The 23,707-nt window shown below is 69.8% G+C and carries 25 protein-coding genes; 18 read left to right on the forward strand and 7 right to left on the reverse strand.

From position 1 onward, the window contains the following. Window positions 1-46 precede the first annotated feature (46 nt). Window positions 47-1,195, forward strand: a complete 1,149-nt coding sequence (locus ABFX45_RS08890) for a polysaccharide deacetylase family protein (protein ID WP_346128902.1) — start codon at window positions 47-49, stop codon at window positions 1,193-1,195. 8 nt (window positions 1,196-1,203) lie between these two features. Here the strand turns inward: ABFX45_RS08890 and ABFX45_RS08895 are convergent, their stop codons facing one another. From ABFX45_RS08895 to ABFX45_RS08910, 4 genes are all read right to left on the reverse strand, one after another. Beyond that, window positions 1,204-1,482 (reverse strand): PQQ-dependent sugar dehydrogenase, encoded by a 279-nt coding sequence (locus ABFX45_RS08895; protein WP_346128904.1) that lies wholly within the window; start codon window positions 1,480-1,482, stop codon window positions 1,204-1,206. Continuing rightward, window positions 1,467-1,814 (reverse strand): PQQ-dependent sugar dehydrogenase, encoded by a 348-nt coding sequence (locus ABFX45_RS08900; RefSeq protein WP_346128906.1) that lies wholly within the window; start codon window positions 1,812-1,814, stop codon window positions 1,467-1,469. The genes ABFX45_RS08895 and ABFX45_RS08900 overlap by 16 nt, the downstream gene beginning before the upstream one ends. A 22-nt stretch (window positions 1,815-1,836) precedes the next feature. Continuing rightward, complete coding sequence (locus ABFX45_RS08905) at window positions 1,837-2,094, reverse strand: hypothetical protein (RefSeq protein WP_346128908.1); 258 nt, start codon at window positions 2,092-2,094, stop codon at window positions 1,837-1,839. A gap of 184 nt (window positions 2,095-2,278) precedes the next feature. Then, window positions 2,279-3,274 carry a PQQ-dependent sugar dehydrogenase gene (locus ABFX45_RS08910; protein WP_109632207.1) on the reverse strand — a complete coding sequence of 332 codons (996 nt, stop codon included), beginning with the start codon at window positions 3,272-3,274 and terminating at the stop codon, window positions 2,279-2,281. A gap of 268 nt (window positions 3,275-3,542) precedes the next feature. Here ABFX45_RS08910 and pqqA point away from each other — a divergent pair, with 268 nt between their 5' ends. The 14 genes from pqqA to ABFX45_RS08980 all read left to right on the forward strand — a co-directional run bounded on the left by pqqA (window position 3,543) and on the right by ABFX45_RS08980 (window position 16,419). Further along, the gene (gene pqqA, locus ABFX45_RS08915; RefSeq protein ID WP_109632205.1) at window positions 3,543-3,665 is read left to right on the forward strand and encodes a pyrroloquinoline quinone precursor peptide PqqA; all 123 of its coding nucleotides are present in this window, start codon (window positions 3,543-3,545) and stop codon (window positions 3,663-3,665) included. Window positions 3,666-3,758: 93 nt separating this feature from the next. Beyond that, window positions 3,759-4,454: a pyrroloquinoline-quinone synthase PqqC gene (gene pqqC / locus ABFX45_RS08920; RefSeq protein ID WP_109632203.1), complete on the forward strand. Its 696-nt coding sequence runs from the start codon at window positions 3,759-3,761 to the stop codon at window positions 4,452-4,454. Next, window positions 4,451-4,729 (forward strand): pyrroloquinoline quinone biosynthesis peptide chaperone PqqD, encoded by a 279-nt coding sequence (pqqD, locus tag ABFX45_RS08925; RefSeq protein ID WP_233439203.1) that lies wholly within the window; start codon window positions 4,451-4,453, stop codon window positions 4,727-4,729. The genes pqqC and pqqD overlap by 4 nt, the downstream gene beginning before the upstream one ends. After that, complete coding sequence (gene pqqE, locus ABFX45_RS08930) at window positions 4,722-5,801, forward strand: pyrroloquinoline quinone biosynthesis protein PqqE (protein ID WP_346128912.1); 1,080 nt, start codon at window positions 4,722-4,724, stop codon at window positions 5,799-5,801. The genes pqqD and pqqE overlap by 8 nt, the downstream gene beginning before the upstream one ends. Beyond that, a complete protein-coding gene (gene pqqB, locus ABFX45_RS08935; RefSeq protein ID WP_346128914.1) occupies window positions 5,798-6,679 on the forward strand; it encodes a pyrroloquinoline quinone biosynthesis protein PqqB in 882 nt (293 codons plus the stop codon). The genes pqqE and pqqB overlap by 4 nt, the downstream gene beginning before the upstream one ends. Before the next feature lie 143 nt (window positions 6,680-6,822). After that, window positions 6,823-7,647, forward strand: coding sequence for a hypothetical protein (locus tag ABFX45_RS08940; protein ID WP_346128916.1), 825 nt, complete (start codon window positions 6,823-6,825; stop codon window positions 7,645-7,647). Further along, entirely contained in the window at window positions 7,644-8,585 is a 942-nt protein-coding gene (locus ABFX45_RS08945; protein ID WP_346128918.1) for a polysaccharide deacetylase family protein, read from the forward strand. Before ABFX45_RS08940 ends, ABFX45_RS08945 begins: the two co-directional genes overlap by 4 nt. Further along, on the forward strand, window positions 8,582-9,745 hold the full coding sequence (locus ABFX45_RS08950; protein ID WP_346128921.1) for an O-antigen ligase family protein: 1,164 nt from the start codon (window positions 8,582-8,584) through the stop codon (window positions 9,743-9,745). The genes ABFX45_RS08945 and ABFX45_RS08950 overlap by 4 nt, the downstream gene beginning before the upstream one ends. Continuing rightward, window positions 9,720-10,781, forward strand: coding sequence for a glycosyltransferase (locus ABFX45_RS08955; protein ID WP_346128923.1), 1,062 nt, complete (start codon window positions 9,720-9,722; stop codon window positions 10,779-10,781). Before ABFX45_RS08950 ends, ABFX45_RS08955 begins: the two co-directional genes overlap by 26 nt. Then, complete coding sequence (locus tag ABFX45_RS08960) at window positions 10,778-11,647, forward strand: hypothetical protein (RefSeq protein WP_346128925.1); 870 nt, start codon at window positions 10,778-10,780, stop codon at window positions 11,645-11,647. The genes ABFX45_RS08955 and ABFX45_RS08960 overlap by 4 nt, the downstream gene beginning before the upstream one ends. Next, window positions 11,644-12,882 (forward strand): glycosyltransferase family 87 protein, encoded by a 1,239-nt coding sequence (locus ABFX45_RS08965; RefSeq protein ID WP_346128927.1) that lies wholly within the window; start codon window positions 11,644-11,646, stop codon window positions 12,880-12,882. The genes ABFX45_RS08960 and ABFX45_RS08965 overlap by 4 nt, the downstream gene beginning before the upstream one ends. Continuing rightward, window positions 12,879-14,291 carry an oligosaccharide flippase family protein gene (locus tag ABFX45_RS08970; protein ID WP_346128929.1) on the forward strand — a complete coding sequence of 471 codons (1,413 nt, stop codon included), beginning with the start codon at window positions 12,879-12,881 and terminating at the stop codon, window positions 14,289-14,291. Before ABFX45_RS08965 ends, ABFX45_RS08970 begins: the two co-directional genes overlap by 4 nt. Before the next feature lie 11 nt (window positions 14,292-14,302). Continuing rightward, window positions 14,303-15,358 carry a glycosyltransferase family 4 protein gene (locus tag ABFX45_RS08975; RefSeq protein WP_346128931.1) on the forward strand — a complete coding sequence of 352 codons (1,056 nt, stop codon included), beginning with the start codon at window positions 14,303-14,305 and terminating at the stop codon, window positions 15,356-15,358. Then, window positions 15,355-16,419: a glycosyltransferase family 4 protein gene (locus tag ABFX45_RS08980; protein WP_346128933.1), complete on the forward strand. Its 1,065-nt coding sequence runs from the start codon at window positions 15,355-15,357 to the stop codon at window positions 16,417-16,419. The genes ABFX45_RS08975 and ABFX45_RS08980 overlap by 4 nt, the downstream gene beginning before the upstream one ends. On the opposite strand, the gene ABFX45_RS08985 is transcribed toward ABFX45_RS08980, so the two are convergent. Together ABFX45_RS08985 and ABFX45_RS08990 are read right to left on the reverse strand one after the other, a co-directional pair. Beyond that, on the reverse strand, window positions 16,412-17,782 hold the full coding sequence (locus ABFX45_RS08985; RefSeq protein ID WP_346128935.1) for a putative glycoside hydrolase family 15 protein: 1,371 nt from the start codon (window positions 17,780-17,782) through the stop codon (window positions 16,412-16,414). The two genes, ABFX45_RS08980 and ABFX45_RS08985, sit on opposite strands and share 8 nt — an antisense overlap. Further along, entirely contained in the window at window positions 17,764-19,176 is a 1,413-nt protein-coding gene (locus ABFX45_RS08990) for an exopolysaccharide biosynthesis polyprenyl glycosylphosphotransferase (RefSeq protein ID WP_346128937.1), read from the reverse strand. Before ABFX45_RS08990 ends, ABFX45_RS08985 begins: the two co-directional genes overlap by 19 nt. Before the next feature lie 267 nt (window positions 19,177-19,443). Here ABFX45_RS08990 and ABFX45_RS08995 point away from each other — a divergent pair, with 267 nt between their 5' ends. Beyond that, window positions 19,444-20,268, forward strand: a complete 825-nt coding sequence (locus ABFX45_RS08995; RefSeq protein ID WP_109632182.1) for a glycosyltransferase — start codon at window positions 19,444-19,446, stop codon at window positions 20,266-20,268. Continuing rightward, a complete protein-coding gene (locus tag ABFX45_RS09000; RefSeq protein WP_109632180.1) occupies window positions 20,268-21,548 on the forward strand; it encodes an NAD(P)/FAD-dependent oxidoreductase in 1,281 nt (426 codons plus the stop codon). Before ABFX45_RS08995 ends, ABFX45_RS09000 begins: the two co-directional genes overlap by 1 nt. Here the strand turns inward: ABFX45_RS09000 and wecB are convergent. Next, window positions 21,437-22,576 (reverse strand): non-hydrolyzing UDP-N-acetylglucosamine 2-epimerase, encoded by a 1,140-nt coding sequence (gene wecB, locus ABFX45_RS09005; protein WP_346128940.1) that lies wholly within the window; start codon window positions 22,574-22,576, stop codon window positions 21,437-21,439. The genes ABFX45_RS09000 and wecB overlap by 112 nt on opposite strands. A 112-nt stretch (window positions 22,577-22,688) precedes the next feature. Between wecB and ABFX45_RS09010 the strand changes: the two genes are divergently transcribed. Further along, window positions 22,689-23,642, forward strand: a complete 954-nt coding sequence (locus tag ABFX45_RS09010) for a lysyl oxidase family protein (protein ID WP_346128942.1) — start codon at window positions 22,689-22,691, stop codon at window positions 23,640-23,642. The last annotated feature ends 65 nt before the right edge of the window (window positions 23,643-23,707 follow it).

Below are 23,707 nucleotides of genomic sequence, written 5' to 3' on the forward strand. Positions count from 1 at the left end.
CTTCGGGTGACCAGTCGTCTCCATAAGTGTGAAACGGTGGGGATGGTTGACCACGGGCCTGGCGCTTGCGCTGGCCCTCGTGCTGGTGATGACTCTCGGCCCGACCAAGGACCAGCAGAGCCAGGCGGACGCCGGTCCCCTGCCGATGGCACCTCGGCTGCCCGCCCCCAAGGACGCCGGCCCCACGCCGGCAGTTCCCGCGCCGAGCCCCGAACAACTGCAGCAGCAGCCGTGGATGCACAAGCTCGCACCCGGTGAGAAGCCACCGCAGTTCGTGCTGTTCTCCTTCGACGGCGCGGTCTCCAAGCAGCACTGGGACAAGGTCCTGCCGATCGCCAGGGAGAAGAAGGCGCACGTCACCGGTCTGCTGTCCGGCGTGTACATGCTGGCCGACCAGGACAAGATGCAGTACCAGCCGCCCGCGGGACTCAAGCGCGGCGTCTCCGACATCTCCTTCGGTGGCAGCAAACAGGACATCGCCGCCCGCATCGGCTACCTCAACCAGGTGATCGACGAGGGCCACGAGATCGGCACGCACTACAACGGCCACTTCTGCTCCGGCGGCACCCAGCCGTCGGTCGACAAGTGGGACAGCAAGGCGTGGAACGAGGAGCTCGCCCAGTTCAAGCAGATCGTGGACAGGGCACGTGCCGCAGGCTTCAAGCTCGCCGACGGCGCTGTCCGGGGTGGACGGACGCCGTGCCTGGAAGGCAACTGGGACCACGCTTTCCCCGCGATGGCGGCCAACGGACTGGCCTACGACACCAGCAAGGTTGCGCTGGGCGTGCAGTGGCCGTCCGTCCAAAACGGACTATACGAGTTCCCGATGCCCGAGGTGAGGGTTCCCGCGCTGGGCAGGCAGGTCGTCATGATGGACTTCAACCTCTGGTACGCGCTCAACGGCGCCAGGGACGAACCCCACCGCGCGACCGAGTTCGCCCAGATCGTCTTCGACACGTACAAGTCGGTGCACCAGGCCGCGTTGAACGGCAACCGCGCGCCGCTCGTGATCGGCAACCACTTCAACGAGTGGAACGGTTCGGCGTTCTCGAACGCGATGGAGCAGTTCCTCGCGTACGTGTGCGACAAGCCGGAAACGGTGTGCGCCACCTACACCGAGGTGATCCAGTGGATGCAGCTGCAGGATCCGGCAGTGCTGGACCAGCTCCGCCGGATGCCCGCAGCCCGCAACTAGGCCCAGGCTCAGCCGTCCGTCGAGACGATCCGGTCGTCGTTCGCATCCGGCTGGCCGTCCTGGTTGGACGTTCCCAGCCACAACGTGCCGTCCGGCGCCGGAGCCACCGCCCGTACGCGGCCGTAGCTCGTGAACACCGCCTGCGGGGTGCCGAGCGTGGTGCCGTTCACCGGGATCTTCCACACGCGCCTGCCGGTGACAGCATCGACGTACAACGCGTTCTTGTAGTAGCCGATGCCGGCCGGACCGGCCTGGCTGGTGGGCCACGCCTTCACCGGGTTGGCCATCCCCGCGGTGTTGCAGTGCCCGATCGCGAGACGATGCTGCCGGCGCGAGGGGTGCCGGCCGCGGGCCTGCCCGCGGTGTCGAAGCGGAGAACCTTGCCGCCCGACGAGTTCCAGTTCTGCGCCGTGCTGGTGTTCTGGCCGTCACCCGTGGTCGCCCGCAGGAAACCGTCCGGGCCGAACTCCAGGCCGCCGCCGTTGTGGTAGCGGTTCTTGGGGATGCCGCTCACGATCACCTGCGGTGTACCGCCGAGCCGCAGCTTCGCGACGCGGTTGTCGCTTGCCGTGGAGTAGTAGATGAAGACCGAGTTGTCGGTCGCGAAGGTCTTCGACACGGCGAGCCCGAGCAGCCCGCCCTCACCACCCGGTCGTCTGGGCCTGTTCCACCGTGTCCAGTTCCGTAACGGTGGTGCCGGTGATCTTCTTGATCTTGCGCGTGTCCCGCTCGGTGAAGATGCCGCTGCCGTCCGGCAGGAACTCGATGTCCCGCGGGATGTCCAGCTTCGTGGCGATTGTCCGTTCGGCGAGAACCGGCGGGCCGTCCTGCGCGGAGGCCGGGATCACGCAGAGGGATGCGGCCACGGCAGGCTGCCGCCACCGCGATACGACGAGCACGGATGTGCTCTCCTTAAATGTCCGCTCGTGTTTGTCTACTGCGGCGGCATTGCAGGGCGTAGTTGCCCAATCACAAGCCGGATAAACCCGCAACGATCATCGGATGTGTGGGACGTCCCTCGCCTCCGAGCGGGTGAGGCGAGGGACGTTTCTCAACTACCTCGGGTAGCCGAGTCCGGTGTGGTCAGTTGCCGTCGGCGATGTGGATCCCGCCAGGGGTGATCACCCAGAGCGAGCCGTCGGGACCCGCGACCTCGTCCCGCGTGCGCCCGAGGTTGGTGTAGATCTTGCCGCCGGCACCGTTCGGCGTGAGCTTGAACGTGCCGCCCTTGAGGGAGGCCATGTAGAAGTGGCCCTTGTAGGTGGTGAGGCCGGACGGCGTCGCCTGCGAGGTCGGCCACTGCTTCACCGGGTTGGTCATCCCGGCGGTGCCGCACGAACCCTCGCAGGTCGGCCAGCCGTAGTTCTTGCCGGCGTCGATCTTGTTGAGCTCGTCGACCTTGCTGGCGCCGATGTCGGAGACGTAGAGCTGGCTGCCCAGCCAGGTCAGGCCCTGCACGTTGCGGTGGCCGTAGGAGTAGACGAGCGAGTTGAACGGGTTGCCCGGCGCGGGCTTGCCGTCCTTGGTCATGCGCAGGACCTTGCCGCCCAAGGAGTTCTTGTTCTGCGCGTTGCTCCCGTTCTGGCCGTCACCGGTACCGGCGTAGAGGAAGCCGTCGGGACCGAACTTGATGCGGCCGCCGTGGTGGAACTGCGAGCCGCGCGGAATGCCGGTGACGATGGGCTTCGTGGCCGTGTCACCGATCTTCCACGTGGCGATCCGGTTGTCGCTTCCGGTGGTGTAGTAGAGGAAGAGCGTCTTGTCCGCGGCGTACGTCGGCGACACCGCGATGCCCAGCAGGCCCGCTTCCTTCGTCACCGAGACACCGGGGATGTCACCGACTTTCGTGACTTTGCCGTCCTTGGTGATGGTGGAGACGGTCTTGGCGTCCTTCTGCGTGAAGATGCCGGTGCCGTCCGGCAGGAAGTCGATGCTCCAGGCCTGCTTGAGGCCGGTGGCGATCGTTTTGACGGCCATCGTGCCGACTTCGCCGCTCTCTGCCGCGGACGCCAGCGGGCTGCTGGACAGTCCGACCGCAAGTGCGAGGACGCCGGCGTACGCACTTCGACGAGCACCCATTGTGCTGACCCCTCAACTTTCGCGTCGTGCGGCGACGGCGAGCCCGCGTCGGAAGGTGCGGGCTGGGGGCCTCCCGATACAACCACGGTGTGTAGTCAGGAGCGCATCCACCAATCGGGTCACCCCTCCGATGACTTTAGGTAACTTTATGTACGGTCTGGACCTCGACCGCCGGGACGACATAACGTGTGGTTCGCCGCCGCGCCCCACGGAAGTGCCGCGCGCCCAGCAATCGGGCACGCCGGCCGGAGACCCGAGGAGTTGCGCCATGAACGTTGTCGTCAACACTGCCGAGCAGAAGCTTCCCGAGGTCAAGCGCGAGTGGGTCAAGCCCGACTTCCGCGACTTCGAGACGCCGATGGAGGTCACCGCCTACGCAGCCCGCAGCTGACGTTGGGCTTCTGCCGGGGTTCCTGCCGTTTCGCGGGCAGGAACCCCGGCCCCACGCCTCGCCGCGCGTCCCCCAGCCGAGGAGTATCCGCCCATGACCGCTGTACCTCCCGAGGAGTTCGTCGCCGAGCTCCGCGCCCTCGCGCCCCGGTACTGGGACAGCCACCCGTTCCACCTGCGCATGCACGCGGGTCAGCTGAGCAAGCACGAGCTGCAGGCGTGGGCCGCGAACCGCTGGTACTACCAGCGCTGCATCGCGCAGAAGGACGCCGCGATCCTTTCCAACTGCCCGATACCAGACATCCGACGTCAGTGGCGTGAACGGATCATCTGGCACGACGGCACGCAGCCGGGCGAGGGCGGCGCCGAGAACTGGATCCGCCTCGCGGAAGCCGTCGGGCTGACGCGGGAAGAGGTGCTCGACGAACGGCACGTGCTGCCCGGCACCAGGTTCGCCGTCGACGCCTACGTGAACTTCGCGCGCACCAAGCCGTGGGTCGAGGCCATCGCCTCCGGCCTCACGGAGATGTTCTCGGGTGCCTTGATGCGCAAGCGTTTGGCGGCATTGCGGGAGCAGTACCCGTGGATCGCCGAGGAGGGCTTCGCCTACTTCACCAACCGCATCCAGGCGGTCGCCGGTGAGGGACAGGCCACTTTGGACATCGTGGTCGAGCACTCCCGTACTCGTGCCCAGCAGGAAGCGGCCATCGCCGCGTTGTCGTTCAAGTGCGACGTGCTGCGTGCCGTGCTGGACACCGTCGACTACTACTCGGGCAAGGGCAAGCCGTGACGTCCGTCGTCGCCCTGGACGCCGTGCCGCGCATCCGGCGTGGGGTGAAGTGCACCTACGACCAGATCCGGGAAGCGCACGTCGTCCTGTTCCCCGAAGGTGTGCTGGTGCTGAACGAGACCGCCGCCTCCGTCGTGTCGTTGTGCGACGGGGTCCGGTCGGTCGGCGACATCGCGCTGGCGCTAGGGGATGTGTACGCGGGCGTGCAGCCCGAGGACATCGCCGAGCTCGTGGCCAGGCTGGTGGAACGGAGGGTGGTGGACGTCGATGGCTGAGGCACCTTTCGGCCTGCTGGCCGAGCTGGCGCACCGATGCCCGTTGCAGTGCGGCTACTGCTCGAACCCCGTCGAACTGGTCCGCCGCAACGCCGAGCTCGACACCGAGTCGTGGCGCCGGGTCTTCGACCAGGCGCGGTCCTTGGGAGCACTGCAGATCCACCTGTCCGGCGGCGAGCCGTTGCTCCGGCCGGACCTGCCGGAGCTGGTGGCGCACGCGAACAGCCTCGGCTGCTACGTCAACCTGGTCACGTCCGGAGTCGGCCTGTCCCGGGAACGGTTGCGGGAGCTGGCTTCTCGCGGTGTCGATCACGTGCAGCTCTCCCTGCAGGACGCGACGAAGGCCGGCAACGACCGGATCGCGGGCATCAAGGCGTTCGACCGGAAGGTGGAGGCGGCGGCGTACATCCGTGAGGAAGGTCTGCCACTCACCGTCAACACGGTGCTGCACCGGCAGAACCTCGACAACATCGCCGGAATCATCGCGATGGCCGAGGAAATGGGCGCCGAACGCCTCGAGCTCGCCAACACGCAGTACTACGGCTGGGCTCTGCGCAACCGGGCGGTTCTGCTGCCCACCCGCGAACAGCTCGCGGTGGCCGATCCGATCGTCGCCGCGGCGCAGGAACGTCTGCGCGGGCGGATGGAGATCGTCTACGTCATCGCCGACTACCACGAGGCTCATCCGAAGCCCTGCATGTACGGGTGGGGCGCGCGGCAGCTGACGGTGGCACCGAACGGCGACGTGCTCCCCTGTCCCGCCGCCACGGTGATCTCGTCGTTGCAGATCGAGAACGTGCGGGACTCGTCGTTGCACGACATCTGGCACAACTCACCTTCCTTCAACGCTTTCCGCGGCTACGAGTGGATGAAGGACCCGTGCCGCTCGTGCCCGCGCAAGGAGATCGACTTCGGCGGGTGCCGGTGCCAGGCGTTCCAGTTGACCGGTGATGCCGCCAACACCGACCCGGTGTGCTCGCTGTCCCCCGACCGGTCCACTGTGGACCTGATCCTGGCGACGGAGATGGCGCCTTCCGAGGTTCCGGCCATGGCGATGAGGAAGATGTCTTGAAAGCGGTTCTGCTCGGTACCACGGCCGGCGGCGGCTTCCCGCAATGGAACTGCGCGTGCGCTCTGTGCGTGCGCGCTCGTTCCGGTGAGTTGCCGTCGCGTTCGCAGGACTGCCTGGCGATCAGCGGCAACGGCACCGACTGGTGGCTGGTCAACGCTTCCCCGGACATCCGCACGCAGGTCGCGGCCTGTTCGCCGCTGAACCCCGGCCCCGGCCCGCGTGACACCCCGATCCGCGGTGCCCTGTTCACCGACGCCGAGCTGGACCACACGCTGGGACTGCTGACGTTGCGCGGCGGGGCCGGCCTGACGGTGTGGGCACCAGGACCGGTCCTGCACGCGCTGCGGGACCAGTTCGACCTGCGCACGGTGATCGACGGCTACGCGCCGGTGGCGTGGCGGCAGGTCGAGGCGTACCAGCCGCTCGACCTCGGTGGGCTGCTGGTCTCGGCGATTCCGATCAGCGGCAAGCGTCCCAAATACGCCCGTTCCTCCACCGTGGACGGGCATTGGGTGGTCGCATACCGCTTCGAGGATCCGATTTCGGGTGGCGTGCTGGTTTACGCGCCTTGCCTGGCGTCGTGGCCCGCCGGTTTCGACGACGTCGTGGCCGAGGCCGACTGCCTGCTGCTCGACGGCACCTTCTACGCGGCGTCCGAGATGGGCTCGGCCACTGGCAGCTCGTCCGGTCAGGCCGCCATGGGCCATCTGCCCATCACACACAGCCTTCCTGAACTGCGACGATTCCCCTCCGTCCGGCGCATCTACACCCACCTCAACAACACGAACCCGGTGCTCGACCCGGAGTCTCCCGAGGCCGCGAAGCTGCGTGAGGCTGGCGTCGAGGTGCCACCGGACGGCACCGTCATCGAACTCTGATTCGTCACCCTTTCGAGCAAATATCTTCCACTTTCGAGCGATTATCGTCTGCCAATTCTCGCAATTAGTTGTGGCATATCCCTCTAATGGGGAGCGCCCTCGCGGCTCCGTATTCTTCGGAGCCTTGACGAGGGAGGTCCTGCATGTCCGGATACCTTGAGCTCGTTTTCTCCACCGCGCTGTACGGCTTGGGCATCGTGGCCCAGACCGTTGCCGCACAACGGGCGGACGTCAGGCCGGGCACCGGGCTGGGACTCCTCGCCCGGCTGGCCAAGGACCGTCTCTACCTGTTCGGTTTCGCGGGCCAGGTGGGCGGTTTCGGGTTCGCGTTCCTCGCCCGCGCCGAGCTGCCGCTGTACCTGGTGCAGGCGGGATCTTCGTGCGCCGTCGGGCTCGCGACCGCGTTCGGCCTGCTGGTGCTGAAGTGGCGCGTGCGGCCGCTGGAGATCGCGGTGCTGGTCATGATGGCGATCGGGCTCGTCCTGCTGGTCACGGCGTCGGAATCGTCGGTGGCGAAGGACATCCCCGCGGTGCCGGGACTGGTTCTGCTCGGGCTGCCGCTGCTCGTGATCGTGTTCTGCTCACGAGCCGCACAGGGCTCGAACTCCGTCATCGTCTCGGTGCTCGCCGGCACCGCCTTCGCGGTCGTGGCGATCATCGGCCGGTCGGTCGCGGACGAGTCGCCGGCCGACATGCTGCTGAACCCGCTGACCTGGTTGATGATCGTGGCGGCGCTGGTGGGCCAGTCCTGCCTCGCGGTCGCGTTGCAACGCGGCACGGCCACGTCGTCGGTGGCGGCGACGGACGCGACGACCGTGGTGCTCACCTCGGTCATCGGCATCGGCATGCTGGGCGACCGGATCACACCGGGCTGGGAGTGGGCCGTCGGGTTCGGCATGACGCTCGTCGTGGCCGGCGTGCTGGTGCTGGGCTCCCCGAACCGCACCACCGCCGAGGTGGCCGGGTGAGACCCGCGAGCGTCTCGCTGGACCTGGACAACCTGTGGGCCTACCTCAAGACCCACGGGAACCCGGACTGGGAGAGCAGGCCGAGCTTCCTCGCCACGGCCGTGCCCCGGCTGCTGGACGTCTTCGGTGAACACCGGCTCACCACCACGGTTTTCGTGGTCGGGGCGGACGCCGAACGCGACGACGGGGCGCAGGCTGTCCGCGACATCGTGGCGGCGGGGCACGAGGTGGCCAACCACTCGTGGGGCCACGAACCCTGGCTGCACCGGTACTCTCGGCCCGAGCTGGAGGCGGAGCTCGTCAAGGCGGAGGACGCGATCACGGCCGCAGGCGCTCCCCGGCCGGCCGGGTTCCGCGGTCCCGGCTACAGCGTCACCCCGGCACTGCTGGAGATCCTGGCCGCGCGCGGCTACCGCTACGACGCGAGCACCCTGCCGACGTGGATCGGCCCGCTGGCCAGGGCGTACCACAACCGCACCACCCGCGACCGGGCGGAAGGTGCCGGCGATCTCTTCGGCGGCTTCGGCAAGGTGCTGGCACCGAACACCCCGTTCCGCTGGCACGGCACCGGTCTGGTCGAGCTGCCGGTGACCACCATGCCGTTGCTGCGCGTGCCCATCCACGGCGCGTACCTGTTGCAGCTGCACCAGATCTCGCCACGGCTGGCACGCGGGTACTTCCGCGCCGCACTGCGGTTGTGCCTGCTGACCGGCACAGCGCCGTCGTTGCTGCTGCACCCGACCGACGTGCTGAGCGGCGCCGAGGCGCCCGGGATGGAGTTCTTCCCCGGCATGGCGGTGCCGGGTACCGAGAAGGCCGCGCTGCTCGGCTGGGTGCTTTCGTCGCTGCGCGAGAACTTCGACGTCGTCGGCACCGGAGCGCACGTCGACCGGCTGTCGGAGCTGCTCCGGGAGCGCCGGACGGAGCTGTGCGGATGACGTGGCTGCTGCGCGTGCTCGCGTGCGCGACGCTCCTGCTGGCCCCGCTGGAGGGCTACCTGCAGGAGGTGCACCCGCACCTCGCGAAGGTGACGCCGGCGCTGCTGATCGTGTCCTGGGTCGCGCAACGGGTGCGGGAGCGGCGTCTGCCCGCGCCGCATCCGCTGCACGCGTTGCTGGCGCTGTTCGCCGTGGTGTTGCTGGCCTCGTCGGCCGTGCACGCCGCTGATCCGTTCACGGCGGCCTACACCCAGCGCTTCCTGCCGTTCCTGGTGATCACCGCGGTGCTGGCCGACGTCGTGGCACGCGAAGTGCCGGTGCGGGCGGTGCTCGCGGCGGCGGTGGGCGGTGCCGTGAGCGCGGCGGTCGGCGCGCTGTACAGCCTGGTCGTCGACGGTGAGGCACGGGCGACCGGCCCGCTGGAGGACCCCAACGACCTCGCCTACTTCCTGGTGGTGGCACTTCCGCTGCTGATCGCCCTGCCCGCCAGGAGGTTCCTGCTGCCGGTAGGCGCGATCCTCGCGGCGGGCGCGGCGGCGACGTTCTCCCGCGGTGGTGGCCTCGCACTGGCGTTCGCCGCCGTGTGGCTCGTGGCGCGGCGCGGCGTGTCGATGCGCGCGGTCACGGCGACGGTGAGCGGGCTCGCGGTCATCGGGCTCGGCGCCGTGGTCTTCGCGGGACCGGTGCTGGAGCGGGCGCTCGCCGAGAAGACGTACATCGCCGCGACCAATGTGGACACTCGTGAGCTGCGCTGGCAGGCCGCCGCCCGCATGCTGGCGGACAACCCGGTGCTCGGCGTCGGGCCGGGCGGGTTCCGCAGCGAGTACCCGGCGGCCTCGCGCAACGCCGAGATCGACGAGCAGTCACCGGTGGCGCACAACATCTACCTGGAGATCGGCGCGGAGCTCGGCCTGCCCGGTCTCGCCTGCTTCCTCGGCGCGGTCGCGCTGGCGTTCGTGGCGACGGAACGCGTCCTGCGTGCACGTGCCGACCGGTCGATGCTCGCGGTCCAGGCGTCGCTGATCGCCGCGCTGGTCGCGGCGACCTTCCTGTCCGAGCAGTACTACCTGCCGATCTGGTCGCTGGTCGCGGTGGCGATCGCGGCCGACCTGCGCCGTGAGGAGAGTGAGCGCGATGCGTGTGCTGCACGTCATCAGTGAGATGGGCGCCGGAGGAGCCGAGGCCGTCGTCGCGGGCATGGTGCGGGCCGGCGGCGACTTCGGCTGGGAGTCGGGTGTCGCGAGCGGCGGCGGGCATCGTGCCGAGGCCTTGCGGGCGCAGGGTTTCTCGACGTTCGACGTGCCGGTGCCGCGGCGCAGGGTCTCCGGAGTGCTGCGCACTGTTTCCGCTGTGCGTTCGGCGGTGCGCTCCTTCGGTCCTGATGTGGTGCTGGCGCACAACGTGTCCGCGAGCCTCGTGGCGCGGATGGCGGCGGGTGGCCGGCCGGTGGCGACCGTGTTCCACGGTGTCTCCGAGTCGGATCTCGGTGGTGCGGCACGGATTCTCCGGCGTACCTCACGTGCGGTGGTCGCCGTTGCCGAGGCGAGCGCTGACCGGTTGCGTGCGCTGGGTGTGGACGTCGAGGTGATCCCGAACGCGGTGTTCGCCGAGCCGCCCCGAGTCGACCGGGCCTCGATCCGCGGGGTGCTCGGCATCGGTCCCGACGTGCCGGTGGCGTTGTGCCCGGCGCGCCTCGAACCCCAGAAGCGGCACGACGTGCTGCTGGAGGCGTGGGCGATGGTCGCGGGCGCGATCCTGCTGCTGGCGGGCGACGGCAGCCTGCGCGCGGACCTGGAGCGGCGCGCCGAGGAGCTCGGTGTGGGTGACCGCGTGCGGTTCCTCGGCACCCGTTGTGACGTCCCGGATCTGCTGGAGGCCACGGACGTCGTGGTGCTCACCAGCGACTGGGAGGGCATGCCGATCGCGGTGCTGGAGTCGCTGGCCGCCGGCCGCCCGGTGGTGGCGTCCGATGTGGACGGTGTGCGCGAGGCGTTGTCCGGTGGTGGCGGCGTGCTGGTGCCCCGCCGCTCCCCCTCGGCGACCGCGACCGCGCTGGCCTCGTTCCTGTTCGACGCACGGGCGTGCGCCGCGGCCGGCGCCGCGGGCCGGGCCGCCGTCGAGCGCGACCACGACCCGCACACCTTCATGAAGTCCTACGACGAACTGCTCCGAACCATTGGGGGAGAACAACGGTGAACAAGCGCACGCTGCTGGAGGCGACCGCGGTGGCGCTGGTCGTCGCGGTGCTCGTGCTGGCGGTGACGTCTCTGCGGGGCGAGCAGTACGAGAGCCGGATCGCCGTGCTCGCCGTGCCGGTCACGCAGACCGACTCCGCTGCCCAGTACGGCGAGGTGGCCTCGCTCGCGATGCCCGCGATCGTCCAGATGGTGCACAGCCCGACCGTGCTGGAGGCCGCCGCGCGGGCAGCGTCCACCACGCCGCGCGAGATCGCCGACGGCGTCGGTGTGGAGCTGGTTCCGGCGTCCGGACTCGCCCGCCTGTCGGTGCGGGCGGGATCGGACGAGCAGGCCGGTGCCGCCGTGACCGCGGTGGCGAAGGCCGTGGCGGACGCGAACCTGCTCGCTCCGGCCGGTCGGTTGCGCGTGCTCGACGAACGCCCGGAGACCACGCGGGTGGCGCCGGACTGGAAGCTCGCGGCAGGGCTCGCCCTTGCCGCGGCGCTGGCTGCGGGCATCGCGACGGCCGCCCTGCGAGCGCTGCGCAGGCCCCGCACCGGGGAGGCCGCGGTGCGGGCCGCCGTTGCCACGGCCGGGGTGCGGCATCCCGTGGCGCTGGTCCGCGAGGACGACCCCGAGATGCTCGACCGGCTGACGGCGTTGTGCGTCGCGGCGGCCCGGCCGGTGCGGGTGATTCCCGCGGATCACGGACTGACCGCGCAGGCCGAGTCGCTGGCGGAGTCGTTGCCGGACAAGGCGGCCGAGCCCGGTGAGGGCACGGCGGTGATCGCGGTCGCGGACGGCGGGGGCGAACCGGTTGACCTGGCCGCGGCTCTCGCGGTGCTGCCGGCGTCCGCGGTCCTGGTGGCGGTGGTGCTGACGTGATCACCACGACCAAGCCCGACACCCGCACGCTCATCACCATCGCGGTCGCCGTCATCGGCGCACTCAGCGCGGCACGAGCCCTGCGTCCGTCGTGGGAGGTCCCGGCACCGACCGGGGAGAACCTGGCCGAGGAACGGCTGCAGGACTTCCGCGACGCGCTGTACTTCCCGATCCGGGAGTTCCTGGCGGGCGGCAACCCGTACGACCCGGCGGCGATGTTCGAGCACTGGCCGGTGCGGCAGAACTTCAACCTCTACCAGCCGTACCACCTGGTGCTGCACCTGCCGTTCGCGTTGCCCGAGTACCGGATCGGCGCGATCGCGTTCACCCTGGCGTCTCTGGTGCTCCTGGGAGTTCTCGGGCTGCTGGCCGCGCGGCGGGCCAAGCTTCCGCTCGTGCTGGGCACCGTCGTGATCGGGGCGCTGCTGGTGACGAGCCAGGTGGGCAAGGCGCAGCTGTACGTGGGGCAGGTCAACCCGTTGATCGCGGTGGGTGCGGCGGCGGCGTTGCTGGCCAGGTCCAGTCATCCGCGGGTGGCGGCGCTCGGGCTGGCGGTGGCGTGGCTGAAGCCGCAGTTCGGCTTGCCGCTGGCGATTCTGCTGTTCGCACGCGGATCGCGGCGGGTCGCGCTCGGCGGCACGGTCATCGCGGCGCTCGCGAGCCTGCCCGTGGTGGGGCTGCTGGTGTACCGGGGCGGAGGCGTCGGGCCGTTCCTCGACGTGATCTCGGCGAATCTCGCGCACGCCAGCGGTACCAGCTATGGCGCGGTGGATTCCGTGACGGCGCAGCGGGTGGATCTTCCGGCGGTGTTCTTCCGGGTGACGGACTGGCTGCCGCCGGCGGCCGAGCTCACGGCACTGGTCGGTGTGCTGGCGGCGACCGCGTACCTCGCGAGGAAGCTCGACCGCGGCGACTCCGACAGCCGGTCGGTCGCGGACCTGATCACCGCTGTCGGCGCGGTCGTGGCGGTGGTGCACCAGCCGGGTGACGTGTTGATCGCGGTGCCCGCCATGGCCGCCGTCGCGGTGGTGTGCTGGCGGCGCAGGAAGGAACGGGACTGGCGGATCACCGGCTTCGCGGTGGTGGCGCTGCTGGTTCCGTTCGCACACCTGTACTTCGTGAACAGCGCGATCATCGGGCTGTTCGGCCGCCGGGTGGACGTGACGGTGGACGGCGTGGCGATCGTCGTGGCCTGGGTGCTGCTGGTCGTCGTCGCGGCCAGGAAACGCGCGTGACGAACCGGGTCGGTGAGCGGGCGGTACGGGGATCGCTGTGGCTCTTCGCGGTCAACGTGGTCAGCAAGGGCTGTCAGGTCGCGGTCACGCTGGTGCTCGCGGCCCTGCTCACCGAGGACGGCCTGGGTGCGGTGTCGCTCGTGGTGTCGCTGGTCAACATCGGCCAGGTCGTGCAGTCCGCGGGCGTCTACGACGTGATCAGCCGGACGAACCTGGATCCGGGACGACTCGCGGGCACCGTGCTGACGCTGAGCGCGAGCGGTGGCCTGGTGCTCACCGTTGTGCTGCTCCTCGCGGCGGAACCACTCGCCGCCGCGCTCGGGGCACCCGCCACGCTCATCCGGATCGCCGCGCTCAGCCTGCCGTTCACGGCGATCGGTGGCGTGCAGATGGCGCTGATGCACCGCGATCTGGACTTCCGGCGCCGGATGCTGCCGGACGCGGGTGGGATGGTGCTGGGTGCCGCGGTCACGATCGTGCTGGCAGCACTCGGCTTCGGGCCGCTCGCGATGGCCGTCGGACTGCTGTGCACGGCAGTTGCCCAGCCCGTGCTGGCGGTGGTCGCGGGAGCTCGGGTGCGTCCGCGCTGGGACCGTGCCGCCGCCGGGGAAGCGTTGCGCTGGACGGCTGTCGTCGGCCCTGGCGCCGTCGTCGCCACGTTGCTGATCAACGTGGACTACCTGACGATCGGGCACGTGCTCGGGCCGTCGGCCGTCGGCGTGTACTCGCTCGCCTTCCGGATCGCCTGGATGCCGTACATCCTCGTGGCCGTCGTGCTGGGCGGCGTGATGTTCCCGGTGTGCGCCGAGCTGGTCCGAAGTGGACGGACCGGCGACGTGCCCGGCGCCGTGCTGCGGTTCACCAAGGCCACACTGATGATCACCGGCGGCTTCTTCGTGGTCATCGCTCTGCTCGCCGACCAGGTCGTGCTGTTCGGTGAACGCTGGGCTCCCGCGGCACCGGTGCTGATCGCGTTGTGCGCCTACGGACTCGGCCTCGGCCTGCTGCACACCTGGTACCAGGTGATCCGGGCAGCGGGACAGGCGCGGTGGTACCTCGCGCTCGAAGTGACGCATCTGGTGGCCCTGCTGAGTGCCTTGGCGGTCACCACACGGCACGGCGTGCTGGCCGTGGCGATCGCCCAGGCCGTCATCGTCTGGCTGCTCGTGCCCCTCACCTGGTGGGTGCTGGTGCGGCACGGCCTCGCGTTCCCGCCGGCCGAACTGGGCCGCACCGTCGCCGGGCTGCTCACGGCCTGCGCGAGCTGCGCGCTCGTCGCCCGGCTGCTGCCGGACACGAACGGGATCGCCGGCGCGCTGCTCGCCGGACTGGTGCTGTTCGGCGTCTACGCGGCGATCTCGTTGCCGCTCAACCGCGAAGCCGTCCGCGAACTGCGAGGAACCCTGTGAAGGTCGTGCACGTGACGCAACCGGTCGAAGCGGGCGTCGCGAAGGTCGTGCTCGATCTCGCGGAGGCGCAACGGGCGGCAGGCTGGGACGTGCACGTGGTGTGCCCTCCGCACGGCTGGCTCCCCACCCGGATCCCCACGCATCCGTGGCACGCGACCCGCTCCCCAGGACCGGCCTCACTGCTCGAAACGCTGCGGCTGCGCAAAGTGCTCCGCGACCTGCGTCCTGACGTGATCCACCTGCACAGCTCGAAGGCGGGGCTGACCGGGCGCCTGGCGGTGCGCGGCCGGACCACGACGATCTTCCAGCCGCACCTGTGGTCGTTCCGGCTCGCGGACGGACTGCTGCGGAGGATGTGCGTGCGCTGGGAGGCGTTCGCTTCCCGGTGGACGCACCAGCTGGTGTGCGTGAGCGACGACGAGCTCGCGACCGGCCGCGCGGCCGGCGTGACGACACCGGCCGAGGTCGTGTGCAACGGCATCGACACCACGCGGCTGCGGCCGGCAGACCGGAGCGCGGCACGACGGCGGCTCGGGTTGCCGGAGCGCCCGACCGCGGTGTGCGTCGGCCGGCTGGCGCCGCAGAAGGGCCAGGACCTCCTGCTCGCCGCCTGGCCGGACGTGCTCGCCGACGTCCCGCACGCCCAACTCGTGCTGGTCGGCGACGGTCCAATGAGGACTGCCTGGCAGAACGGCCAGGAGTCCGTCCTGTGGTGGGGTCACAGCGACAACGTCGAGGACTTCTACGCGGCTGCGGATGTCGTCGTGCTGCCGTCACGTGCCGAGGGCATGGCGCTGGTGCCGCTGGAAGCGATGGCCTGCGGGCGGTCCGTCGTCGCGTTCGACGTGGACGGGGTGCGGCAGAGCCTCGGATCGGCCGGGGCGGTCGTGCCAGGAGAAGACACCGCCGCACTCGGGCAGGCGCTCGCCACCCGGCTCGCTGACCCGTCACTCGCACACCGGGAAGGCCACGCCGGACGACGACGCGCCGAGATGTTGTTCGACCGCGCCCGGATGACCGACCAGATCATCACGCTCGTGGAAAAACTCGAAGGAGACGCCCGATGAGGGTCGCGTACCTGCTGACGCAGGACCGGGGTGGCCCGGTCGACGTCACCGTCCGCCTCGCTGCCGCACTGCAGGCGTCCGGCGAGGCCGAGGTCAAGGTGTTCGGCCCGGTTCCCGCGCGCGACGCGCACCTGGTCGAGCACGAGGAGATCTCGGTGCCGAGCAAGGGAGATCTGCGCGCCAGCCGTCAGGCACGCGCGGCACTGCGGGCGTGGCGGCCGGACGTCGTGCACGCGCAGGACCGCCGCAGCGGGCTCGTGTGTGCCGGGCTCGGCGACATCCCGGTCGTGCACACCTACCACGGTGTGCCGGACGACGTGGGCGAGCCGTGGTTCCGCGGTGCCGCACGGGCACCGAGGCCGTCGACGTACGCGATGGCAGTGCTCGCCGCCGACGCCCTTGTCGCGCGCCGCGTGGACCGCACGGTGGTGCCGGCACCCGCGATGGGCAAGTTCCTCCGCGAACGCCTGCGCGTGCCCGCTCACCGCATCGCGCACGTCGACAACTGTGTCCCGATCGGCGCCGCCGAACCGCCCACCGCCCCGGTGCGCCGCCTGCTGTTCGCAGGTCTTCTGGTGGAACGCAAGGGCTTGCCGACACTGCTGGAAGCACTGCCGGGGGCACTGCCTCCGGGCGCGACGCTCACGGTCGCCGGCGACGGCCCGCTGCGTGCCAGGTGTGAACAGCTCGCGGAAGGACTGCCCGTCGAGTTCCTCGGCTTCCGCGCGGACGTGCCGGAGCTGCTGCGCAAGCACGACGCGCTGGTCCTGCCGTCCACGATGGAACAGCAACCGCTGGTCGTCGCCGAGGCGATGGCCGCCGGAAAGCCCGTGGTGGCAACGGACACCGGTGGCGTGCCGGACATGCTCGACGTGTCCGGCACCGCCCTCCGCCTCGCCAGGCCGGGCGATGTCACCTCGCTGACCAAGCAGCTGCGCGCGCTCTTCGCCGACCCGGATCCCGCTCACACGGGCCGGTTGCTGGCCGCGCGGGCCAACGAACGCTTCAGCCCCGACGTGTGCGCCCGGCGGCACCTGGAGCTGTACCGCGGACTCAGCTGACCGGCGTCTCCGCCGGTTTCGGTGCCGGCTTCGTCGTGGTCGTCGGCACCGTCGGCGGTTTGACCGGCGGAGTCGTCGTGACACCTGGCACCTTCGGCTTGACGAGCACCTTCGCGTCCGCTCCCGGCAGCTCGAACGGACTGGCCACCTGCGTCCCGTCGATGTCGACCAGACCCGGCGGCGGGGTCACCTGGACCGGCTTGGCGGTCGGGTTCACCACCACCCAGCCGTTGCTGAACTGACGTGTCCACAAGCCGGTGGGCAACCGGCTCGCGGTCTCGACCGCCTCACCGAGCCCTGCCTCCTGGTACTGCGACCACGCCGGGTTCTTGTAGTCGGGAGTCGCACCGTTCCAACAGGTGTACGGCCCGGCGAGCAGCGCCGCAGTGGCGTACCCGACGCGTTCCTCGCGCGAGCTGGCGGTGTGGGTGACCAGCAACAGCCAGGACTCCCCGAGTGCGGCCTGAGCGCGCAGCTCCTTCCACTCGTTGCCGCGGAACGTGAGCAGCTCGCCGGTGGCGCCGTCGTCGCGCAGCCCGAAGTTCTCCTCCATCGCCCCGTCGTACCGGGAGTGCGCGGTCCACCGGCCGGGCCGCAGGTGCGACTCGGACACGTTGGGGATCAGCATCTTCCCCGCCTTGTGCAGTTCGTCGCCCGCGATGCCGAGGAACGAGTCGAAGCCGTCGCGCAGCAGCCGGTCGGTGGCCTCGACGTCCGCGGTGCCCTTGAGCACTGCCGGCGAGTAGTGCCTCAGCGAGCTGAAGTCGTTGTCCGCCAGCACTCCGTCCCAGCCCTCGCGAACGACCTCCTCGACGACCGCGGTCGTCCACGCGCGTTGGTAGGCCTCGGTCCAAACGGTCATCTGCCAGTGCTTCTCGTAGCCCCTCCACTCGATCCGCTGGCCCGAGGTGTCGACTGCGAACCACTCCGGGTGGACCTTCTCCGTGGCGGCGTATCCGAGCCCGGTCGGCAGGTGCTTCGCGTCGACGCCGTTGTCGACGGTGCCCGGATAGTTGCGGGTGCTGGAGAAGTCCTTGTACATCAAGATCTTCAGCTTGGGGTTCAGCTGGCGCAGCCGCTTGAGCGCCGCCGTCTCCCACGCGTTGAGCACCACGAGGCTGTAGTGCTGCGCGGCGAACTTGAGCTGCAACGACGTCGGCTTCGCACCGATGCCGTACCACCACGCGCACGGCGCGAGCGGTTTCGGCGGCGGAGCGCTGACGAGCGACGGTTCCGGCGGGGCGAGGCTCTCCTGCGCCGCCCGCTCCTCGACCGGGAGGAACGTGCACGCGGTCGTGGTGAACACCAGCAGCGCCACCAGAGACCGCGCGAGCACGCGACCTGTCAGCGATTCCTTCGGCAACACAGCTCACCCACTGTCAACAGCACGATTTTGACGTCCAGCCACAGCGACCAATTTGCGATGTAGTAGTTGTCGTACCGAGATCTGTCCACGATCGAGGTGTCACCTCTCAATCCGTGGACCTGGGCGAGCCCGGTCAATCCGGTGGGGACCCGATGGCGGGCCCAGTATAGTTCGTGGATCGCGGAGAACTGGCGAACGAAACCCGGCCTTTCCGGCCGCGGCCCGACGATGCACATGTCGCCGCGCAGGATGTTCCACAACTGCGGCAGTTCGTCGAGCGAGGTGCGGCGCAGGAACCCGCCGACCGGCCCGACGCGCGAGTCTCCGACCACCGACCACCGGACGTCCGAGTCGTCCACCCCGGTCTGCCGGACGCTGCGCAGCTTGTAGATCACGAACTTCTGGTCGTCCATGCCGACGCGGACCTGCTTGAAGATGATCGGCCGGCCGCTCTCGAGCAGCACCGCCAGCGCGCACAGCCCGATCACCGGCGAGAGCAGGACCAGTGCGAGCAGCGCGAGCGACCGCTCCACCAGGCGCTTGATCCACCACGTCGGCCTGGCGGTCGGCGCCGTGCTCAGCCGCAGCAACGGGTAGCTGCGCAGCCGTTCGACGTCCGGCCCGTCCTGGTGCAGCTCGAACATCCGCGGCACCACGAGCGTCGAGCAGCCGAGCCGGTGTGCGGTCACGGCCGCGTCGACCAGAGGTGAGTCGACGGCGTGCGAGAACGCGATCACCACGGTGCCGACGCCGAGCCTGTCGATCGCCGTCGCCAGGTCGTCGTGCAGGAGATCGGCCGGCAGCTTCCGGTCGCCCGGCGGTTCGGGGTCGATGAACCCGACCGGGCGCAGGCCGTACTCGGGATGGCGCAGCATGACCTCGGCGAGGTCCGCACCGACCTGACCCGCGCCGATCACGATGGTCCGGTCGCAGCGGTCGAACCGGCGACGGCACCACCGCCCGAACGCGAACACCGCCGCTCTCGCCGGCTCCCCCACCGCGGTGAAGGCGACCACACCCACCTTGAGCTGCAGCAGCACCTCCGGCGGCCAGCCGGCGGCCAGCAGCGCGACGCTCACCGCGGCGAACGCGATCGCGGTCGTGGCGAGTGAGCGCGGCAGGTCCTGCAGCCACGACAGCATCAGCCGTCTGCGGTAGATCCGCCCGGACGCGCGGACGCCCAGCAGGGCGCTCGCGAGCAGGAACGCCACCGGCGCGGCCATGCCGCCGCCGGTCGTCATCACGAGCAGTGCGATCAGATCCACCAGGACGAGCAGCACTGCCACCCCGTTGACCCGGCCGAGCAGACTTCGTGGCCGCACGTCGTCACGCACTGGCGCCATCGGGGCGGTCAGCTCGCCGGGGAACCACTCTTCCAGGGGAAGACCCACGCTCGACTCCGCCTCAGCGCTTTGTCTCATTCGAGATCACCCGATCGAGGTCATCTGGGCAAAGAATGTTCCGAGAATGTCGGCAGCGAGCCATCTCGTCACCCGTTCGAGGAACACTCGTACCCCTTTCGAATTACATCCGGAATCAGCTAGGCCTTCCAATCCCCTGCCATGAGCAAAACACAGCCGGGGGGCTGACCGAAATTTACGGCCAGGCGTGCGAATAATTCTCGCCGCCGCTCTGAGACTCGATGAAATGGGGGTTCGATGACAGTCGACGGACGCGAGGTCCGCACCTCGCCGACGGCCGGCCCGAGACCCGCGACGGCAGTCGCGACACGGGTCCGGGGTCGCGCACACGTCGTGCTGCCCGCCTACAACGAGGCGGCATCGCTGCCGTCGCTGCTGCACCGCATCGCCGAGGTCGCCCGCACCGAGCAGGTCACGGTGTGGGTCGTCGACGACGGGTCGTCGGACGGGACCGGTGACGTGGCCGAGGCGGCGGGGCTGGACGTCCGGCTGGTCCGCCACCCGGTGAACCTCGGCCTCGGCCAGGCCGTCCAAACAGGACTGCGGGCCGCGCTGGGCGACGCCGGTGAGGACGACTTCATCGTCGTGATGGACGCCGACGACACGCACGACCCCTCGCTCATCACCAAGCTGGGCAACGAGATCATCGCCGGGTCCGACGTGGTGATCTGCTCGCGGTTCGTCGACGGCGGTGACGACAAGACCGCCCCGCTGTTCCGCCGGATGCTGTCGCGCGGCGCGGCCGTGCTGTTCCGCCGCGTGCTCGGGCTCGTCGACGTGCACGACTTCACCAGCGGCTTCCGCGCCTACCGGGTCAGCCTGCTCACCCGCGCCAGCACGCACTGGGGCGAACGGCTCGTCGAGGAACGCGGTTTCGCCTGCATGGTCGAGCTGCTGCTCAAGCTCAGGCACTGCCACCCGGTGATCACCGAGGTGCCGCTGGAGCTGCGCTACGACCGCAAACAGGGGCCCAGCAAGCTGAAGCTGCGCCGCACGATCGTGCAGTACGTCCGGCTGCTGGCGCGTGACCGGCTCACCCCGGCTCCGTACCGGGAGCTGTGATGCAAACCGTGGTGATCGGCGGCGGCATCTGCGGCCTCGCCGTGGCGCACCGGCTCGCCCGCGCCGGCACGCCCGTGACGTTGCTGGAGAGCACCGGCCAGCTCGGCGGTCTCGGCACGTTCTTCCCGTGGCACGACCGGTGGGTGGAGCGCTTCTACCACTGCGTCATGCCCAGCGACGACGATCTGCTTGCCCTGCTGGAAGAAGTCGGGCTGCGTGACCACGTCCGCTGGGAACGCACCAGCATGGGCATGATCGTCGAGGGCCGCCACTACCCGTTCAACTCGGCGCTGGACCTGTTGAAGTTCACCGCATTGGGTGTTGTCGACCGGGTCCGGTTCGGCGCGGTGTCGCTGTTGCTCCGCCGGCTCGGCAAGGGCAAGGACCTCGACAACCTGCGCACCGAGGACTGGTTGCGCGGCCTGTACGGCGACCGGGTCTGGCGCGACCTCTTCGGTCCCCTGTTCGGGTCGAAGTTCGGTGCGGCGTTCGGTGACGTACCCGCGCTGTACCTGTGGCAGCGGCTGGGCAGGGAGCGCAACGTCGCCGTGCGCGGCTATCCTCACGGCGGTTACAAGACGATCATCGACGCGCTGAGGGCCTCGATCGAGTCGCACGGCGGGATCGTGCGGACGTCCGCACCGGTCCGGGTGTTGCGGAACGGGTCGGTCGAGCTCGACGGCGAGACGATCGAGGCCGACCGGATCGTGTCCACCCTGCCGCTGCCCGCGTTGCGGCAGGTGGCGGACGCCAAGCTGGCACCGTTGCTGCCACAGGTGAACCTGCGGTACCAGGGCGTCGTGAACGCGTTGTTCGTGCTGCGGCAACCGTTGTCCGGCCACTACTGGGCACCGGTGCTGCGCTCGGGCACGGAGTTCGACGGCGTCGTCGAGATGTCGCCGCTGACCGGGCCGGTCGACGGACGGCACTTCGCGTACGTCATGCGCTACACCGACCGGGATTCGCCGCTGTTCCAGGAGGACGAGCGCACGATCGCGGCACGGTGGACCGAGCAGCTGCGGTCACTGCACCCCGGGCTGGACGTCGAGGAGGTGCACGTCTTCCGCGCCCCGTTCGTGGAACCGGTGTACCCGGTGGGTTATCTCGCGCAGCGGCCGGCGATCGAGGTGGCGGGCACGCCGCTGCTGCTCGCCACCACCGCTCACGTCTACCCCTCGGTGACGAGCTGGAACTCCAGCGTGGGACTGGCGAACCGGGTGTCGGAGATCATCCTGCGCACCGCGGCCTCGATGAGCCCGGACGGCGAACCGGTGCCGTAGGGCGAGGCGATGCCGGCCAGCCGGGTGCGGTGCCCGCTCACGTCGTCGAGCCACTTGAGCACCTCGGCCCGCACTCGGGGGCCCGGCGGCACGAGCGTGCCGAACGTGCCCTCGATCTCGGGCCGTTCGGTGCTGCGGCGAACCACGACGACCGGCCGTTTGAGGACGCTGACCTCCTCCTGCACGCCACCGGAGTCGGACACGAGCACGGCCGCCCAGCGAGCCAGTGACAGGAAGTCCTTGTACGACTGGGGCTCGAGCACGTGCAGCCCGGCGAGCAACCGGCCGAGACCGAAGGCGGCGACCTGCTTCGCGGTGCGCGGGTGCAGGGGCAGCACGACCGGCAACGGCAGCTGGACGAGCTCGCCGAGGATCGTCCCGAGGTTCTCCCGGCAGTCCACGTTCTCCGGCCGGTGGATCGTGGCGAGCACGTAGGAGTCGGCGCGGAGCCCGAGCCCGGAGATCAGCCGCAGCGAGTCGTCGTGGCTGGGCAGCGCTTCCTCCAACGCTTCCACCACGGTGTTGCCGGTGACTGTGATCCGGTCCGTGGTGACGCCCTCCGCGACCAGGTTGGTGAAGTTGATCGGCGTCGGCGCGCAGCAGAGGTCGGCGAGGTGGTCGATGGTGACCCGGTTGTGCTCCTCCGGCATGGCGCGGTCGTAGCTGCGCAGGCCAGCCTCGACGTGCACCAGCGGCACGTCGTTCGCGTTGGCGGCCAACGCGCCCGCGAGCGCGGAGGTGGTGTCGCCCTGCACGATCACCACATCGGGTGGTTCTGCGGCGAAGTGCGCGTCCAGTGCCGCCACGGCGTTGCCGAGCTGGGCACCCCGGCGTCCACCGCCAAGGCCCAGCTCGACGAAGCTGCCCGGTTCCGCGATGTCCTGGCGGATGCGCGAGTACATCGACGTGTCGTAGTGCTGTCCTGTGTAGACGACCGCGGCGTTCTCGCCGAACCGGCGGATGAGCGGAGCGAGCTTGATCAGTTCCGGCCGCGTGCCGCACACCAGGGTGACGGAGCCTCTTTTCACCGGCCGCACCCTAGTTCTCGACGGCCCGATTTCTGTTTGCGTGTCAGTCGATCGGGTGACGCTCCGGTGTCACTGGCAGCAGAAGCCGTTGCCGCGCAACTAATGTGTGACGGTGTTCAAGAGATCTGTCGCGGTGGTCATCGCCGCGATCACCGCTTCCGCACTCACCGCGTCATCACACGCCGCCGCCACTCCGATGTTGCCGGACCTCAGGCAGGCTCCCGTGGGCTGCCCAGGCGGGTACGACGGCGACGCAGGCAAATGCAAGGCCTGGGACGTCTGCATGGTGACCGACCCGTCCTCACCGGGTGGCCCCTGCGTCGCGGCGGGCGACATCAAGGCGGTACGCCTGAGGTTCACCACATCGGTGGACAACATCGGCGACGGCCCGTTCCTCGTGCACGCCCACCGGGACAGCACCGCCCAGCCGCACATGGCCGTTCGCCAGGCGATCCAGTCCGAAGTGGACGGGCCGATCCCTATGACGTTCGCCGAGACGCAGCACCACACGCCCGCCTGGGCGTACTACGAGCCGGCGGCGGCCCACCAGCACTGGCACCTGATGGGCTTCGAGTACTTCCAGCTGCGGACACCGTCGGGCGAGACCGTCGTGACCGACCGCAAGAACGGCTTCTGCCTCGGCGACCGCTACACCAGCGTCGACGCCGGATCGCTGGCCCACCTCCCGGGCGGCCGCGAGAGCCACACCGGCGCACTCGCGCACGCGCTCGGTGGCCACAAGTGCGAGCACCACAACCCGGCCGCGCTGGACGTGTTCTTCGGGATCTCCGTCGGCAAGGGCGACGACTACAAGTACGGGGTCGAGTTCCAGTGGCTCGACATCACCCGTATCGCCTCCGGGATCTACGACGTGGTCACGGTCGCGAACCCCGACCGTGTGCTGCTGGAGAAGAACTACGACAACAACGCGTCGTCCATGGCCATCTCGGTGAAGTGGCCGCGCGGCGCCACCCACGCACCGGCGCAGATCACCCGGCCGCCCGTCGTGAAGCTGCTGCGCAGCTGTCCCGGCAAGATTCGGTGCGCGAAGGAGCCGTGGGGCTGACCCGCCGGAGTCGGCCGATGTCCTACGTGATCGGCGGCCGACCGCCTGGAGGCCGAGCTGCTCGG

Source organism: Lentzea roselyniae, from assembly GCF_039537795.1.
Classification (GTDB): domain Bacteria; phylum Actinomycetota; class Actinomycetes; order Mycobacteriales; family Pseudonocardiaceae; genus Lentzea; species Lentzea atacamensis.

Coding starts and splice junctions, on each gene's coding strand:
- ABFX45_RS08995 (WP_109632182.1), top strand. CDS start 19,444: ATGACAGTCGACGGACGCGAGGTCCGCACCTCGCCGACGGCCGGCCCG.
- ABFX45_RS08910 (WP_109632207.1), bottom strand. CDS start 3,274: ATGGGTGCTCGTCGAAGTGCGTACGCCGGCGTCCTCGCACTTGCGGTC.
- ABFX45_RS08980 (WP_346128933.1), top strand. CDS start 15,355: ATGAGGGTCGCGTACCTGCTGACGCAGGACCGGGGTGGCCCGGTCGAC.
- pqqE (WP_346128912.1), top strand. CDS start 4,722: ATGGCTGAGGCACCTTTCGGCCTGCTGGCCGAGCTGGCGCACCGATGC.
- ABFX45_RS08950 (WP_346128921.1), top strand. CDS start 8,582: ATGACGTGGCTGCTGCGCGTGCTCGCGTGCGCGACGCTCCTGCTGGCC.
- ABFX45_RS08955 (WP_346128923.1), top strand. CDS start 9,720: ATGCGTGTGCTGCACGTCATCAGTGAGATGGGCGCCGGAGGAGCCGAG.
- pqqC (WP_109632203.1), top strand. CDS start 3,759: ATGACCGCTGTACCTCCCGAGGAGTTCGTCGCCGAGCTCCGCGCCCTC.
- ABFX45_RS09000 (WP_109632180.1), top strand. CDS start 20,268: ATGCAAACCGTGGTGATCGGCGGCGGCATCTGCGGCCTCGCCGTGGCG.
- ABFX45_RS08940 (WP_346128916.1), top strand. CDS start 6,823: ATGTCCGGATACCTTGAGCTCGTTTTCTCCACCGCGCTGTACGGCTTG.
- pqqA (WP_109632205.1), top strand. CDS start 3,543: ATGAACGTTGTCGTCAACACTGCCGAGCAGAAGCTTCCCGAGGTCAAG.
- ABFX45_RS08895 (WP_346128904.1), bottom strand. CDS start 1,482: ATGGCCAACCCGGTGAAGGCGTGGCCCACCAGCCAGGCCGGTCCGGCC.